Annotated in this window: 14 protein-coding genes; 3 read left to right on the top strand and 11 right to left on the bottom strand. The window is 67.6% G+C overall.

Going from position 1 to position 14,441, the window contains the following annotated elements:
- Nucleotides 1–54 precede the first annotated feature (54 nt).
- Nucleotides 55–678 (bottom strand): DUF4124 domain-containing protein, encoded by a 624-nt coding sequence (locus tag QTH86_RS01700; RefSeq protein WP_286646393.1) that lies wholly within the window; start codon nucleotides 676–678, stop codon nucleotides 55–57.
- A gap of 158 nt (nucleotides 679–836) precedes the next feature.
- Between QTH86_RS01700 and QTH86_RS01695 the strand changes: the two genes are divergently transcribed.
- Nucleotides 837–2,309, top strand: a complete 1,473-nt coding sequence (locus QTH86_RS01695; protein ID WP_286646394.1) for an alpha/beta hydrolase family protein — start codon at nucleotides 837–839, stop codon at nucleotides 2,307–2,309.
- 23 nt (nucleotides 2,310–2,332) lie between these two features.
- Here the strand turns inward: QTH86_RS01695 and QTH86_RS01690 are convergent, their stop codons facing one another.
- The gene (locus QTH86_RS01690; protein ID WP_286646395.1) at nucleotides 2,333–3,655 is read right to left on the bottom strand and encodes an ABC transporter ATP-binding protein; all 1,323 of its coding nucleotides are present in this window, start codon (nucleotides 3,653–3,655) and stop codon (nucleotides 2,333–2,335) included.
- Between the two features lie 10 nt (nucleotides 3,656–3,665).
- Nucleotides 3,666–5,393 (bottom strand): ABC transporter permease, encoded by a 1,728-nt coding sequence (locus tag QTH86_RS01685; protein ID WP_286646396.1) that lies wholly within the window; start codon nucleotides 5,391–5,393, stop codon nucleotides 3,666–3,668.
- A gap of 118 nt (nucleotides 5,394–5,511) precedes the next feature.
- Between QTH86_RS01685 and QTH86_RS01680 the strand changes: the two genes are divergently transcribed.
- A complete protein-coding gene (locus tag QTH86_RS01680; protein WP_286646397.1) occupies nucleotides 5,512–6,054 on the top strand; it encodes a cysteine hydrolase family protein in 543 nt (180 codons plus the stop codon).
- 1,176 nt (nucleotides 6,055–7,230) lie between these two features.
- On the opposite strand, the gene QTH86_RS01675 is transcribed toward QTH86_RS01680, so the two are convergent.
- The 8 genes from QTH86_RS01675 to QTH86_RS01640 all read right to left on the bottom strand — a co-directional run bounded on the left by QTH86_RS01675 (nucleotide 7,231) and on the right by QTH86_RS01640 (nucleotide 14,003).
- Entirely contained in the window at nucleotides 7,231–7,446 is a 216-nt protein-coding gene (locus QTH86_RS01675) for a TOBE domain-containing protein (protein WP_183026473.1), read from the bottom strand.
- Between the two features lie 34 nt (nucleotides 7,447–7,480).
- Nucleotides 7,481–8,305, bottom strand: a complete 825-nt coding sequence (locus tag QTH86_RS01670; protein WP_286646398.1) for an ATP-binding cassette domain-containing protein — start codon at nucleotides 8,303–8,305, stop codon at nucleotides 7,481–7,483.
- Nucleotides 8,302–9,267 carry an aliphatic sulfonate ABC transporter substrate-binding protein gene (locus QTH86_RS01665; protein ID WP_286646399.1) on the bottom strand — a complete coding sequence of 322 codons (966 nt, stop codon included), beginning with the start codon at nucleotides 9,265–9,267 and terminating at the stop codon, nucleotides 8,302–8,304. Before QTH86_RS01665 ends, QTH86_RS01670 begins: the two co-directional genes overlap by 4 nt.
- A 17-nt stretch (nucleotides 9,268–9,284) precedes the next feature.
- The gene (ssuC, locus tag QTH86_RS01660; protein WP_286646400.1) at nucleotides 9,285–10,118 is read right to left on the bottom strand and encodes an aliphatic sulfonate ABC transporter permease SsuC; all 834 of its coding nucleotides are present in this window, start codon (nucleotides 10,116–10,118) and stop codon (nucleotides 9,285–9,287) included.
- Between the two features lie 7 nt (nucleotides 10,119–10,125).
- Nucleotides 10,126–11,295: an FMNH2-dependent alkanesulfonate monooxygenase gene (ssuD, locus tag QTH86_RS01655; RefSeq protein ID WP_286646401.1), complete on the bottom strand. Its 1,170-nt coding sequence runs from the start codon at nucleotides 11,293–11,295 to the stop codon at nucleotides 10,126–10,128.
- A 13-nt stretch (nucleotides 11,296–11,308) separates the two neighbouring features.
- Nucleotides 11,309–12,265, bottom strand: a complete 957-nt coding sequence (locus tag QTH86_RS01650; RefSeq protein WP_286646402.1) for a sulfonate ABC transporter substrate-binding protein — start codon at nucleotides 12,263–12,265, stop codon at nucleotides 11,309–11,311.
- Nucleotides 12,266–12,364: 99 nt separating this feature from the next.
- Nucleotides 12,365–12,949, bottom strand: a complete 585-nt coding sequence (gene ssuE / locus QTH86_RS01645; protein WP_286646403.1) for an NADPH-dependent FMN reductase — start codon at nucleotides 12,947–12,949, stop codon at nucleotides 12,365–12,367.
- A gap of 19 nt (nucleotides 12,950–12,968) precedes the next feature.
- On the bottom strand, nucleotides 12,969–14,003 hold the full coding sequence (locus QTH86_RS01640) for a sulfate ABC transporter substrate-binding protein (RefSeq protein ID WP_286646404.1): 1,035 nt from the start codon (nucleotides 14,001–14,003) through the stop codon (nucleotides 12,969–12,971).
- A gap of 165 nt (nucleotides 14,004–14,168) precedes the next feature.
- On the opposite strand from QTH86_RS01640, the gene QTH86_RS01635 reads away from it, so the two are divergent.
- Nucleotides 14,169–14,441, top strand: a complete 273-nt coding sequence (locus QTH86_RS01635; protein ID WP_262078033.1) for an oxidative damage protection protein — start codon at nucleotides 14,169–14,171, stop codon at nucleotides 14,439–14,441.

The following is a 14,441-nucleotide window of genomic DNA, read 5'->3' as shown; positions in this document are numbered from 1 at the left end:
TCGTTACACGATAGCCGACTCACCGGCGATCCACCGCCTCCGTTCGCTGTATGCCTATTGGCAGACCACGGTGGTGTTGACCGGCCGGCAGGTGCGGCCGTCGGGCTGCACGTAGCGGTCGACGTTGCCCTTGGGGTCGTAGTGGTTGCCCATGTTGTCGCGGCAGCCCGAGGCGTCGCACTGGCGCAGGCGCGGGCGCATGTCGCGCGGTGGTGGCACGGGACGGGGGTAGTACCCGCCGCCATAGTCCTGTCCGACGTTGCCCTGGCGCCAGGCGTCGTCGGAGGCCAGCTGGGCCTCGCGCTGCCGGCGCTCGGCCTGGTCGCGTTCGGCCTGGGCACGCTGCTCGGCGCGTGGATCGATCACCACCAGGCCGCTGCCGCCGGTCGGCGCCGACTGGCGCTGCACCGTCTCGACCGATTCGCGCTGCAACTGCCGGGCGCGCGCCACGCTGTCGAGCTGTTCCTGGCGACGATCCTGCGCTGGCCCGGCCGACGGCTGGGTCGCCTCGGGGCCCAGCACCACCTCCGACTGGCGATCGCCCTGCGCGCAGCCGCTGTCGGTGTAGCGCACCTTGCCCGCCGCATCGACGCAACGGACCACCTGCGCGCCGGCCCCGGCGGCGAAAAGCGCTGTCGACGCAACGAACAGGACGGTGAAGGCACGAAAGCCAGACATGCCGTCACTGTAGCGCCAGCTTGTCGCGCAGGCGATACGGGCCTGGGGTAAGCCCTTGGCGCGTCAGGCTTCCTCGCGCCCTAGCCTGCATGCACAAAAGCACGGTCGTGCCGAAGCCCCGTTCACGCCCCCCCCCGACCTACCGATCCGGAGACACCATGGAACCCATGCGCACCCGCCCCGTCCTGCTCGCCCTCGTGGCCACCGCTGCCCTCGCCGCCTGCGGCGGCGGCGGGGATGGCGGATCCAGCCCGCCGCCCGCGCCCGAGGAAACGCGCGTACAGGACAGCCGCAAGTCCTACGTGCCCGCCGAGCCGAACGCCACCACCTTTGCCGCGCTGGCACCGGCGGCAGGCGACACCGTCGCCCCCTCCTCGACCAGCCGCTGGGCCGGCGTGCTCAACGGCGCGGCCTATCGCATCGAGGTGCCGCAGAACTGGAACGGCAAGCTGGTGATGTACGCGCACGGCTATGCCGGTACCGGCAACACGCTCATCGTCAACAACCCGCAGATCCGCCGCTACCTGATTGCCAACGGCTACGCCTGGGCGGCGTCGAGCTACACCAAGAACTACTACGACGTGCGCGCCGGCGTCGAGGACACCAACGCCCTGGCGCTGGCCTTTGCCCGGATCGCGGTCGACAACGGCCGGCCGCTGACGCCGCCCAGCCGCATCTACATCACCGGCGTGTCGATGGGCGGCCATATCACCGCCGCCGCCATCGAGGACGAGGCCTACACCACCGCGAACAACAAGGTCCGCTACAACGGCGCCGTGCCGATGTGCGGGGTGCTCGGCGACACGGAGCTGTTCGACTACTTCGCCGGCGCCCAGGTGACGGCACAGTCGATTGCGGGCGTGCCCACCTATCCGTTCACCCAGTGGGCCGACATCCAGGCGCAGGTGACGGCCGCGCTGTTCACCCAGTTCCCGACCGCGCCCGTGACCACCACCGCGCTGGGCAACCGCTACAAGTCGGTGCTCAAGAACCTGACCGGCGGCGAACGACCCCTGTTCGAGCTGGGCCTGGCCTACGGCGGCTCGTTCTCGGCGGTGTGGGGCGTGTTCGGCGGCGACGGCACGGTCAACGGCATCCTGAACAAGCCGGTGATCGACACCAACCGCTTCACGTACACCATCGACAACGACGCCGCCGCGACCACGACGCTCAATGCCACCACGCAGAAGCTCACGGCCGACCCGGAGGCCAACCGCCTGCGGCGCGACGGGCTGCGCTGGATCCCAGTGACGAGCGGCAACATCCACATCCCGGTCGTCACGCTGCACACGCTGGGCGACCTGTATGTGCCCTTCAGCATGGAACAGATCTACCAGAAGCGCGTGGCCGCCAAGGGCAACAGCCAGTGGCTGGTGCAGCGGGCGATCCGCGGCGCCACGCACTGCGACTTCACCGTCGCCGAACAGGTGGAGGCCTTCGACGCGATGATCAAGTGGGAGCGCGACGGCGTGAAGCCGTCCGGCGACGACGTGGTGACGCCGACGACGGTCGCGCAGCCGAGCTACGGCTGCACCTTCACCCGCAACACCTTCGGGCCGGAAGACACCGCCACGACGCAGCAGTTGCGCGGACTGATCGCCAGCAGCGGGGCCAGTTGCCCGGCGCAGTGAAGCCGCGCAAACGCCATCGACCTTCAGCGCGGCGCCGGTGCCTCCGCGGCGCTGTCGCCCTCGGGCAATTGAATGAGGCCGGTGCGCAAGTCGTACTCGAAGGCTTCGCCGTAGCGGCCCCATTCGATGGCGGTGCGCAGCACCCGTTCGGCCACCGGCGCATCGAGGCTCTCGCGCAGCAACTGCAGAAAGGGCTCCTGCGGCAATTCGCCTGAGGGCGCCTGCTCCAGGCTGTGGCGGATATGCGCCGCCAGCGGCACGCGTGCGAGCAGTTGCTGGCCGAAGAGCTGCTGGCGCAGCGTGTGGGCGCCCTCGACATAGCAGCGGCCGAGCTCGGTCAGGTGCAGGTCGGCATCGGCCAGCTTGGCAAAGCCCAGCAGGGCCAGCGCCTGGGCCAGCGGCAACAACGCATGGTCGGGCAGCTCCGCCTCCGCTGCCAGCTGCGGCAGGTCTGCACGTCCGTTTCGCGCGTCGTCCACCAGCATCTCCAGCAACGCCTCCATGCGGTCGACGTCGGCGTCGGGCAGCCGGTCGCTCAGGTGCATGTGCGCCGTCTCGTCACGCACCCGTCCGGCACTGGGCGCGCCGGACGTCATCAGCCGGTAGACCTCGTCGATCAGGGCACGCACTTCCAGGCTGTCCACGTCGCGCGGACGCGGCAGCGCGATCGGCAGCTCGGCGTGCACATGCCCCGGATTGCTGGCGAAGATCAGCACACGGTCGGCCATCAGCACCGCTTCCTCGATGTTGTGCGACACGACCAGCATGGCCTTCGTCGGCATGGCGCCGCCGTCCCACAACTGCAGGATGTCGTCGCGCAGCCGCTCGCCGGTGAGCACGTCGAGGGCCGAGAAGGCCTCGTCCATCAGCAGCACCTCGGGCTCGACCACCAGGGCGCGCGCGATGCCCACGCGCTGCCGCATGCCGCCCGAGAGCTCGCGCGGCAAGGCGCCTTCGAAACCGGCGAGGCCGATCAGTTCGATGGCCGCACCGGCACGCCGGGCACGCTCCACGCGCTCGATGCCGCGCGCCTCCAGCCCGAGCTCGACGTTCTGCTGCACCGTCAACCACGGAAACAGCGCGAAGGACTGGAACACCATTGCGATGCCCCGTGCGGGGCCATACAGCGGCTGGCCGCGATAGCGCACATCGCCCACATCCACGCCGATCAACCCGGCCATGATGCGCAGCAGCGTCGACTTGCCCGACCCGGACTGGCCCAGCAACGCGACGATCTCGCCTTCCGCGAGGTGGAAATCGACGCCTTCGAGCACGGACCGCGCCGCGCCGTCTGCCGAGCGGAAGGATTTGCCCACGCCCTGGAGTTCGATGATGGCTTCGGTCATGGCGGCGCTTTCAGAAATGCATGCGGTCTTCGGCCAGCGCGTAGAGCTTGCGCCAGACGAAATGGTTCATGCCCATGACGAACACGCACATCACGCCGATGCCCAGCGCGATGCGCGGGAAGTCGCCGATGGCGGTCATGTGGGCGATGTAGCTGCCCAGGCCCGCGGCCTGCAGCGTGGTGTCGCCCCAGGTGACGTACTCGGCCACGATGCTGGCGTTCCACGAGCCACCGCTGGCCGTGATGGCGCCGGTCACGAAGCTCGGGAACACCGCCGGCAGCAGGTAGCGCTTCCACTTCAGCCAGCCGCCCAGGCCCAGGTTGCCGGCGGCGTAGCGCAGTTCGGTCGGCACGCTGGACGCGCCGGCGATCACGTTGAACAGCAGGTACCACTGTGTGCCCAGCACCATCAGCGGCGAGAGCCACACGTTGGGGTCGAGCTGCCAGCGCACGATGAAGAGCACCGCCACCGGGAACATCAGGTTCGCCGGGAAGGCGGCGAGAAACTGCGCCACGCCCTGCAGGCGCCCGGCCCAGCGTGGGTTCATGCCGATCCACACGCCCACCGGCACCCACACCAGCGCAGCCAGCGCGATCAGCACCAGCACGCGCACCATGGTGTAGAAGCCCAGCACGAAGACATGTGCGACCTCCGACCAGCCGACTTCGGTGTGGATGAAGCGCCCGAGCCAGACGATGGCCAGCAGCACGGCCGCGGCCAGCGTGGCGTCCCACACGCGCTCGATGGTGGCGTTGGGCGGCCGGGGCCGTGCCTTGATCGACGTGCCGTCATGGTCACGGCGCAGCAGCACCACCGACCAATCGATGAGGCGCGTGAAGACGAGGCCGACACGCTGCAGCCGATCGGTGCGACGCAGCCAGGTCAGCAGCCACGAACGGGGAGCCTCGTCGCCGCTGCCCTCCTCGAAACGGAACTTGTCGGCCCAGGCGATCAGCGGACGGAAGAAGAGCTGGTCGTACAGCACGATGCCCACCAGCATGCCGCCGATGGCCCAGCCGATGGCGCCGAGGTCGCGCACCTCGATCGCCATCGCGATGTACGAGCCCACGCCCGGCAGCTTGATGCTCTGGTCCGACACCGAGATCGCCTCCGAGGCGACCACGAAGAACCAGCCGCCGGACATCGACATCATCATGTTCCACAGCAGGCCCGGCATCGCGAAGGGCAGCTCCAGCCGCCAGAAGCGCTGCCAGCCCGACAGCTGGAACACCTCCGCCGCTTCGCGCAACTCGGACGGCACCGTGCGCAGCGACTGGTAGAGGCTGAAGGCCATGTTCCAGGCCTGCGAGGTGAAGATGGCGAAGATGGCGGCGCATTCCACGCCGAGCAGATTGCCGGGGAACAGCGCGATGAAGCCCGTGACCGTGATCGACAGGAAGCCCAGGATTGGGATCGACTGCAGGATGTCGAGCATCGGCACCATCACCCGCTCGGCCGCGCGGTACTTGGCCGCGACCGCCGCGAAGGCGCAGGCGAACACCAGCGATGCGGCCAGCGCGAGGAACATGCGCAGCGTGGTGCGCAGCAGGTAGTACGGCAGCACCAGCGGGTCGAGGCTGATGGGCATCGACTGGCCCAATTGATAGGGCCGCGCCATCTGCGAGCCGCCATAGGCCAGGGCGAAGAGCAGGGCCAGCACCAGCGGCAGCAGTGCCCAGTCCCAGCGATTGCCGCCCGATGCGACCACCTGTCGCGGGAAATAGCGTCTGTCGAGCATGGAAGGAGGCGGTTGGGGAGGTGTCGAGCAGGCGCGCGAAGGGGTCGCATTGTGTCCCCTTCACGCTTTGGCGAACCTGACTTCGACGCTGCGGCCCGCATTTGCCATACTCGACCGCATGAACACCGCCGTCCTCGTCATCGATGTCCAGCAAGGCCTGTGCGAGGGCGACGATGCCGCCTTCGCGTCGGCCGAAACCATCGCCCGCATCAACCAGGTGAGCACCAAGGCCCGCGCCGCGGGCCGGCCGGTGATCTTCATCCAGCACGAGTCGAACGACGGCGCCCTCGTGCACGGCAGCGCCGGCTGGCAGCTGGCGCAGGGCCTTGAAGCGCTGCCGACCGACCTGCGCGTGCGCAAGACCGCGGCCGATTCCTTCCATCGCACGGCGCTGCAGGACCTGCTGCAGCAGCACGGCATCGACGCGCTCGTGGTCTGCGGGATGCACACGGAGTTCTGCGTCGACACCACGACGCGTCGCGCCCTCGCGCTGGGCTACCCGGTGACGCTGGTGGAAGACGCGCACACCTCGGCGGGCAATGCGGCGCTGTCGGCACCGCAGGTGATCGCGCACCACAACATCACGTTGAGCAACATCGAGAGCTTCGGGCCGCGCGTGCGGCTTGTGGCGGCGGCGGCTCTGCGCTTCGACGGCTGCTGACCTACACCGTCCTCACTGCGCGCCCGCGGGCCTCGGGCGAACTTGTTCAACCCTCTTCATGGCTTCTTGTTCTCAAGATTTGAGCCTTTGAAATCCTGCGCGATACCGCGGCACGTATTCAACGACGTTGCCTGGCGCCAAGCGTTTGACCTGAGCGGAGGGCCGGAGGTCTGTCCACTTGAAGGAAGGGATAGGTACAAATGTGCGCGTCACTTGCGTGCGTTGGCATCCAGGTAGGCCGCCCTTATGGTCAGCCGTACGAGCGCTTCGTATTCAGGTTCCAAGCGGACCCTATCGCGTGAAACAAGAATTTGGCCGGTGCCTGGTAGCTTTATCGAAGCGACTCCGCGTCTGCTCCCGGCGCCATCAGTAACGACTAGTTCGACGAAACAGGCTGAATACCGCGGCTCTTGCCAAGTCTTCAGGAAGACCCGCTTCACCTCGATGCTGGCAACCGGGCTACTCGATACCTCTGAATCGCGGTCGAGTGAAGCCGCAAGCAATTCCTTCCAGTCCGCCACGGGTATGGGAAAAAAGCCCTCATAGAACTTAACGTCGAGGTTGGCAGCATGCCAAACGGCGCTGCTGGCCTCGTTGCACGAACTGCATGACTCTGGCGGAGTGACTGCAAGCAAATTGACTGGAGCCGGCGCAGTTCGTATTCGACCTAGCGTTGCTGGGTCTGTGTAGGGCGCGAAGTGCAGTCGATTTGTTGCACACGACGACAAGAGCAATACAAACGCAAAAGCGACAAGGGATTTCATGTTCGCCGGGAAAGGGTGACCCATGATGGTAAGCGTGAGGCCTGACGTTTGACTTGAGCTGCGGATGGAAGGCAGTCCACTTGAAGTAAAAATTAGGCGTCACTCGGCCAGATACGTAAGCACACTCGGCTCATGCACTCCGGCCGCCGCACCGAGCTGGCCGACGTCCAATGATCCGCGCCTTCGTTCGCTTTCACTGCATCCGGCCATCTGCAGAGACGGATGGCGTCGAAGTCGGGGCATGTCTCGGCTGGGTCGCCATCGATCGCAGCCTGTCTGCCTCGAAGCACCCGACATGCGCAATGCCGCAGGCATTCAACTGCGCGTCGATGGCGCAGTGCGCAGCCCATTGGATGCGATGGCTAGCGAGCGTTGAGCCTGCACGCGGGCCGTTGCGGCCCGCGCCTGCTTATCAGAGCTTCGCGATCGACACTTCCGTCGACTTCACCAGCGCGACCACGTCGGAGCCGGGCTTGAGCTGCAGCTCGTCGACCGAGCGCGTGGTGATGACCGAGGTGACGATGCCCCAGGGCGTCTCGACATCGACTTCGGAGACGACGTCGCCTCGGATGATCTCCTTGACCTTGCCCTTGAACTGGTTGCGGACATTGATGGCTTGAATGGACATGGTGTTTCTTTCGGTTGGATGGAAAAACTGAAAATCAAACCGCCCAGCGCAGCACGTGGGCCGGGCCGTCGGCCCAGCGCGTGTCGTTGGCGGATTCCGCCTCCTCGGTAGCAGGCTTCTGCAGCACGCGGTCGAGGATGCGTTTTTCGATGGCGGCGAAGGCCGGGTCGCCCTGCGAACGCGGCCGTGCGAGGGCAATGTTCTCGTCGAGCGCGATGCGGCCGTCCTCGATCAGGATCACGCGGTCAGCCAACGCCACCGCCTCCTGCACGTCGTGCGTCACCAGCAGCGCGGTGAAGCGGTGCGTCTGCCACAGGCTCTCGATGAGGCGGTGCATCTCGATGCGCGTCAGTGCGTCGAGCGCGCCGAGCGGTTCGTCGAGCAGCAGCAGCCGCGGGTGGTGCACCAGCGCACGGGCCAGCGCCACGCGCTGACGCTGGCCGCCCGACAGGCGCGCCGGCCATTCGTTCTCGCGGTCGGCCAGCCCGACCTGGGCGAGCACCTCGCGGCCCCGCGCGCGCAGGTGCGACGGCAGGCCAAGCGTGACGTTGTCCAGCACGCGGCGCCACGGCAGCAGGCGCGCCTCCTGGAACATGATCCGCGTGTCGTCGTGCAGGCCGTCGATGGTTCGGCCGTCGGTCGACAGCGTGCCGTCGGTCGAGGGCTCCAGGCCCGCCACCAGCCGCAGCAGCGTGCTCTTGCCGCAGCCGCTGCGCCCGACGATGGCGATGAACTGGCCCGGCTCGATGGTGAGCTGCGTGTTGCGCAGCACCTCGCGTTCGCCGTAGCGCTTGTGCACGTTGCGGATTTCGAGCTTCACGCCGCCCGCGATGATCGGCGCTTCGAATACTGCACTCATGCCCCGGCTCCCGGCTTGAACAGCGGTGATGCGAGCGCATCGATCTTGCGCGGCAGCAGTTTCTCGGCGAAGAAGGCGTCGGCGATCTTCTGCTGCTCGCCGATCACGTCGAGCGACGCAGGACGCACGGCATAGCTGCGGCGCGCGTTGGCCTGCTCGACCGTGGCGGCATCGATGCCCCACACCGGCGCCAGCAAGGCCGCGGCGTCCTTCGGATTCGCCTTGACCCATTGGCCGGCCTTGGCCAGCTCGGCATAGATCACGCCCAGCACGTCGGCGCGCGCGGTCGCGAACTTGGTGCTCGCGAGGTAGTAGCGCTGGTACGACGCGATGCCGGTGCCGTCGGCCAGCACGCGCACCTTGGACTGCCGCTGCGCGGCGGCGAGGAACGGGTCCCACACCACCCACGCGTCGATCGCGCCCTTCTCGAAGGCCGCGCGGCCATCGGCCGGCGTGAGGTAGGCCGGCTCGATGTCCTTGAGCGAAAGGCCCGCCTTGTCGAGCGCGGCGATCAGCAGGTAGTGCGCACCGGCCGCCTTGGCGAAGCCGATCTTCTTGCCCTTGAGGTCGGCCAGCGTCTTGATGGGCGAGTCTTCGCGCACCAGGATGGCCTGGGCCGCGGGCGACGGCGCCTCCTGCGCGACGAAGGTGAGCTGCGCGCCGGCTGCCTGCGCGAACACCGGCACGGTGTCGGCCACGTCGGCACTGAAGTCGAGGTTGTCGAGGTTGAGCGCTTCCAGCAGCGGCAGGCCGCTGGTGAACTCGTGCCAGCTCGGCTTGACGCCCAGCGGGGCCAGTTGCCGTTCGAGCGTGCCCTGGGTCTTGAGCACGACGATGAGCGTCGACGACTTCTGGTAGCCGATGCGCACGGTCGACGTGCCCTGCGCGAAGGCAGACGCCGCGCCAAGTGCGGCCAGCGTACCGAGCGCGCCACGGCGCGTGAGGGACAGCGATGAGGTCATGGTGTTTCTCCCTGGGATCACTTGGCCTGGTAGCCGGGGTGCCAGCGCAGCCACCAACGCTCCAGCCCGCGGGCGAAGAGGTCGGCCAGCTTTCCGAGCAGTGCGTAGAGCAGGATGCCGACCAGCACGATGTCGGTCTGCAAAAACTCGCGGGCGTTCATCGTGAGATAGCCGATGCCGGCCTGCGCCGAGATGGTCTCGGCCACGATCAGGATCACCCACATCAGGCCCAGCGAAAAGCGCAGGCCGACGAGGATCGACGACAGCGCGCCCGGCAGGATCACCTCGCGGTACAGCTGCCAGCGGCTGAGCCCGTAGGTGCGGCCCATCTCGATGAGCTGCGGGTCGACATTGCGGATGCCGTGGAAGGTGTTGAGGTAGATCGGGAAGAACACCGACACGCTGATGAGGAAGAGCTTGGCCGTTTCGTCGATGCCGAACCACAGGATCACCAGCGGGATGAGCGCCAGCGCCGGGATGTTGCGCACCATCTGGATGGTGGAGTCGAGCAGCGTCTCGAAGAACTTCACCGAGCCGGTCAGCAGGCCCAGCGCGAGGCCGAGCCCGCCGCCGATCGCGAGCCCCGCCAGCGCACGGCCGGCACTCACCTTCACATGGGTCCACAACTCGCCCGAGGCCGTCAGCGTCCACGCGGCCTTGACCACGTCGAGCGGCGCCGGCAGCACGCGCGTCGACAGCCAGCCGAGCGACGACGCGATCTGCCAGGCGACGATGAGCGTGACCGGCACGATCCACGGCACCAGCCGCCCGGCCACATTGGCGCCGAAGCCTTTGAGGCCCGCGAAGGACGGCGCGTTGGTCGCCGGCAAGGGTTGCACTTGTTCGGTCATGGGGTTCTCAACTCTGGGAGACGAGGCGCGATGGCGCATCGAGGTTCGCGACGACCTCGCCGAAGGGTCCGGTCAGCGTCTGGCCCGGCAGGCCCGGGCGCTGCTTGCGCGGCAGCAGCGGGAAGACGAGTTCGGCGAAGCGGTACGACTCCTCGAGGTGCGGGTAGCCCGAGAGGATGAAGTTGTCGAGGCCGAGTGCGGCGTATTCCTCGATGCGTGCCGCCACTGTCTTCGCATCGCCCACCAGCGCCGTGCCGGCACCGCCGCGCACCAGGCCGACGCCGGCCCAGAGGTTGGGCGAGATCTCGAGGTCTTCGCGCTTGCGCTTGGCGCCGCCGGCATGCAGCGCAGCCATGCGCCGTTGGCCGACCGAATCCATCTTCGAGAACGCCGCCTGCGCGCGGATCACGGTCTGGTCGTCGACACGGCTGATCAGGTCTTCGGCCGCCTGCCACGCCGCGTCCTCCGTCTCGCGCACGATGACGTGCAGGCGGATGCCGAACTTGACCGTGCGCCCCTTGCGCGCGGCGCGCGCCTTCACGTCGGCGATCTTCTTCGCGACTTCGGCGGGCGGCTCGCCCCAGGTGAGGTAGGTGTCGACCTGCTCGGCCGCCAACTCGTGCGCCGCTTCGGACGAGCCGCCGAACCACACCGGCGGGTACGGCTTCTGGGTCGGCGGGAACAGCAGCTTGGCGCCCTTCACGCTCAGGTGCTTGCCCTCGTAGTCGAAGGTCTGACCGTCGTGGCTGCGCGCGATGATCTCGCGCCAGATGCGGATGAACTCGGCCGACTGCTCGTAGCGCGCCGCATGGTCGAGGAAGACGCCGTCGCCTTCCAGTTCGGCCTGGTCGCCGCCCGTCACCAGGTTCACCAGCACGCGCCCGCCCGAGAGCCGGTCGAAGGTCGCCGCCATGCGTGCGGCCAGGCTCGGCTGGTGCAGGCCGGGCCGCACGGCGACCAGGAACTTGAGTTTGTTCGTCGCGCCGATCAGGCTCGACGCGATGACCCACGGGTCTTCGCACGAGCGGCCGGTCGGGATCAGCACGCCTTCGTAGCCGAGCCGGTCGGCCGCGCCGGCGATCTGCTGCAGGTAGGCCAGGTCGACCGTGCGCGCGCCTTCGGTCGTGCCGAGGTAGCGGCTGTCGCCGTGCGTGGGAAGAAACCAGAAGACTTGCATGGAGGTGTCCTCGTCAGGCGATGCCGGCCGCAGCGGCGTCCAGCACGTTGATCTTTTTCGGGATCAGCTTGAGCGCGAAGAAGGTGTCGGCGATCTGCTGCTGCTCGGCCAGGATGGCCTTGGTGATCGGCGTGGTGCCGTAGCGGTTGCGGCCGACGAAGAGGTCGAGCGCCGGCTTGGGCAGGCCGAGCAGCGCCGCCAGTTCGGTGGCGTAGGCGCCCTGGTTGGCTTCGGCCCACTGGTCGATGCGGTTGATCTCCTCCACGACGAGCTTCAGCACGTCGGCGTTCTTCGCGACGTAGTCGAGCGACGAGAAGTAGTAGGCGCGGTTGCCCACCACGCCGGTCGCGTCGGCCAGCAGGCGGGCGTCGAGCGTGGTCTGCGCGGCGGCGAGGAATGGGTCCCAGATCACCCAGGCGTCGACCGAGCCCTTCTCGAAGGCGGCGCGTGCATCGGCCGGCGGCAGGTAGACCAGGTTCAGGTCGCTGTAGGCCAGGCCGTGCTTCTCGGCCAGCTTGACGATGAAGTAGTGGACGTTGCTGCCCTTGTTCAGCGCGATCTTCTTGCCCTTGAGGTCGGCCACCGTGCGGATCGCGGAACCCTTGGGCACGATCACGGCTTCGACCGCCGGACGCGGCACCGTCGCCGCGACATAGGCCAGTGGCGCGCCGGCGGCCTGCGCGAAGATCGGCGGCGCTTCGCCCACGTCGCCGAAGTCGATGGAGCCGACGTTGAGCGCCTCGAGCTGCACCGGGCCGGCGGTGAACTCGGTCCACTTCACCGACACGTTCAGCGCCGCGAGCTGCTTCTCCAGCATGCCCCGGCCCTTCAGCAGACTGAGGATGCCCTTCTGGTTGCCGATGCGCAGCGTGCGCGCGGGGGCTTGCGCGAAGGCGCTGATCGATGGCAGCAGCACGGCGGCGGCAGCGCCCTGGATCAGGCGGCGGCGAGGAATGGCAGGACGGGTCATGGTTCGGTTTCTTTCGGCGTGCGTTGTCCCGCACCGCGCGCAGCAGTGTTTTCGAAGGACGGTGAAATGGGAGCGAGAGGCGTGCAGACGGGCGTGCCGTCAGACGCTACATCGCACCTGAGAGAAGGGCACCGGGTCGAAGCCGCGCCGCGGCGCGAGCTTCAGGCCTTCGGCCGCCAGCGCCTCCGCGGCATCGTCGAGCCGACGGGCCAGGTCGGCGTGCACCTGGTAGGCGCCCTCGGGCGTCAGCGTGACCTGCGAATCGGTGGCGTAGACACCCGGCAGGATCTGCCGCGCGGCCAGCGCCTGCAGCACCGGGCGCAACGCGTAGTCGAGCGCCAGCATGTGGTGCGGGCTGCCGCCGGTGGCCAGCGGCAGCACCGTCTTGCCCTTGAGGGCGTCCTGCGCGAGCAGGTCGAGCAGCACCTTCAGGATGCCGCTGTAGGCGGCCTTGTAGACCGGCGTGGCGATCACCACCACGCGCGCCTCGGCGACCTGCGCGATCACGCGCTCGACCGCCGGATGGCTCCAGTCGGCATGCAGCAGCGGCTGCGCGGGCAGGTCGCGCACGGCGATGCGTTCGATCCGGGCGCCCCGGCCTTCCAGCCGCTGGCCCACCGCTTCGAGCAGGGCCGACGAACGCGAAGGCGTGGTCGGGCTACCGGCAATCAAAAGAACAGTCACGCGATGCTTCCGGCTGGGGTCACTTGTTGGTGTAGATCTGGTCGAAGGACCCGTTGTCCGCGAAGTGCGCCTTGTCGGCCTTCTCCCAGCCACCGAAGGCCTGGTCGATGGTGAAGAGCGTCAGCTTGGGAAACTGCTTGTCGTACTTCGCCTTGGCCTTCTCGGAGGTCGGGCGGTAATAGTTGCGGCCGGCGATGTCCTGGCCTTCGTCGGAGTAGAGGTACTTCAGGTATTCCTCGGCGACGGCGCGCGTGCCCTTCTTGTCGACCACCTTGTCGACCACCGCCACGGTGGGCTCGGCCAGGATGCTGATGGAGGGCGCGACGATGTCGAACTTCTCGGGGCCGAATTCCTTCAGCGCCAGGTAGGCCTCGTTCTCCCAGGCCAGCAGCACGTCGCCCACGCCGCGCTGGACGAAGGTGATGGTCGAGCCGCGCGCGCCGGTGTCGAGCACCGGCACGTTCTTGTAGAGCTTGGCGACGAAGTCCTTGGCCTTGCTGTCACCACCGTCCGGGCCGCCGTACTTGCGCTTGGCGAATTCCCAGGCGGCCAGGTAGTTCCAGCGCGCGCCGCCCGAGGTCTTGGGGTTGGGCGTGATGACCTGCACGCCCGGTTTGATGAGGTCGTCCCAGTCCTTCAGGCCCTTGGGGTTGCCCTTCTTCACCAGGAACACGATGGTCGAGGTGTAGGGCGCCGAGTTGTGCGGCAGGCGTTTCTGCCAGTCGGCCTTGACCAGGCCGCCGTGCTTGACCAGTGCGTCGGTGTCGCCGGCCAGCGCGAGCGTGGCGACGTCGGCGTCGATGCCGTCGATGATCGAGCGCGCCTGCTTGCCCGAGCCGCCGTGCGACTGCTTGATCACCACGTCCTGGCCGGTCTTGCCCTTCCAGTAGGCGGCGAAGGCCTTGTTGTAGTCGACATACAGCTCGCGCGTGGGGTCGTACGACACGTTGAGCAGATTCACCGTCTGGGCGAAGGACGGCACGGCCGTGAGGGCCATGCCGCTCGCGAGGGCGGCGCCGAGGGAAAGCTTGATAAAGTCGCGGCGAAGGCTCATGGTGGTCTGCTCTCTGTTCTGCGCAAGGGGCATATCGATGAAGTCGCCGATTCTGAATACGGCATAAGGAACAGGGAACGACTGAGTTCTCAGTTCTAAATAGCGAAATCAACTAAGCGGGTGGCGCCCACGGCACGCCCGGCAACCCACACGAAGGCAAACAAAATGGCACGCATGGTCCAGTGCATCAAGCTCGGCAAAGAGGCGGAGGGGCTCGACTTCCCGCCCTACCCTGGCGACCTCGGCAAGCGGCTGTGGGAAAACGTCAGCAAGGAAGCCTGGGCCGCCTGGCTCAAGCAGCAGACGATGCTGGTCAACGAGAACCGCCTGAACCTGGCCGACCAGCGCGCCCGCGAGTACCTCAAGCGGCAGATGGAGAAGCACTTCTTCGGCGAAGGCGCCGACGTGGCGCAGGGCTACGTGCCGCCCGCGGCCTGA

This window comes from Variovorax sp. J2L1-78, from assembly GCF_030317205.1.
Lineage (GTDB): Bacteria > Pseudomonadota > Gammaproteobacteria > Burkholderiales > Burkholderiaceae_C > Variovorax > Variovorax arabinosiphilus.
This window is presented reverse-complemented; position numbering and strand designations above follow the sequence as displayed.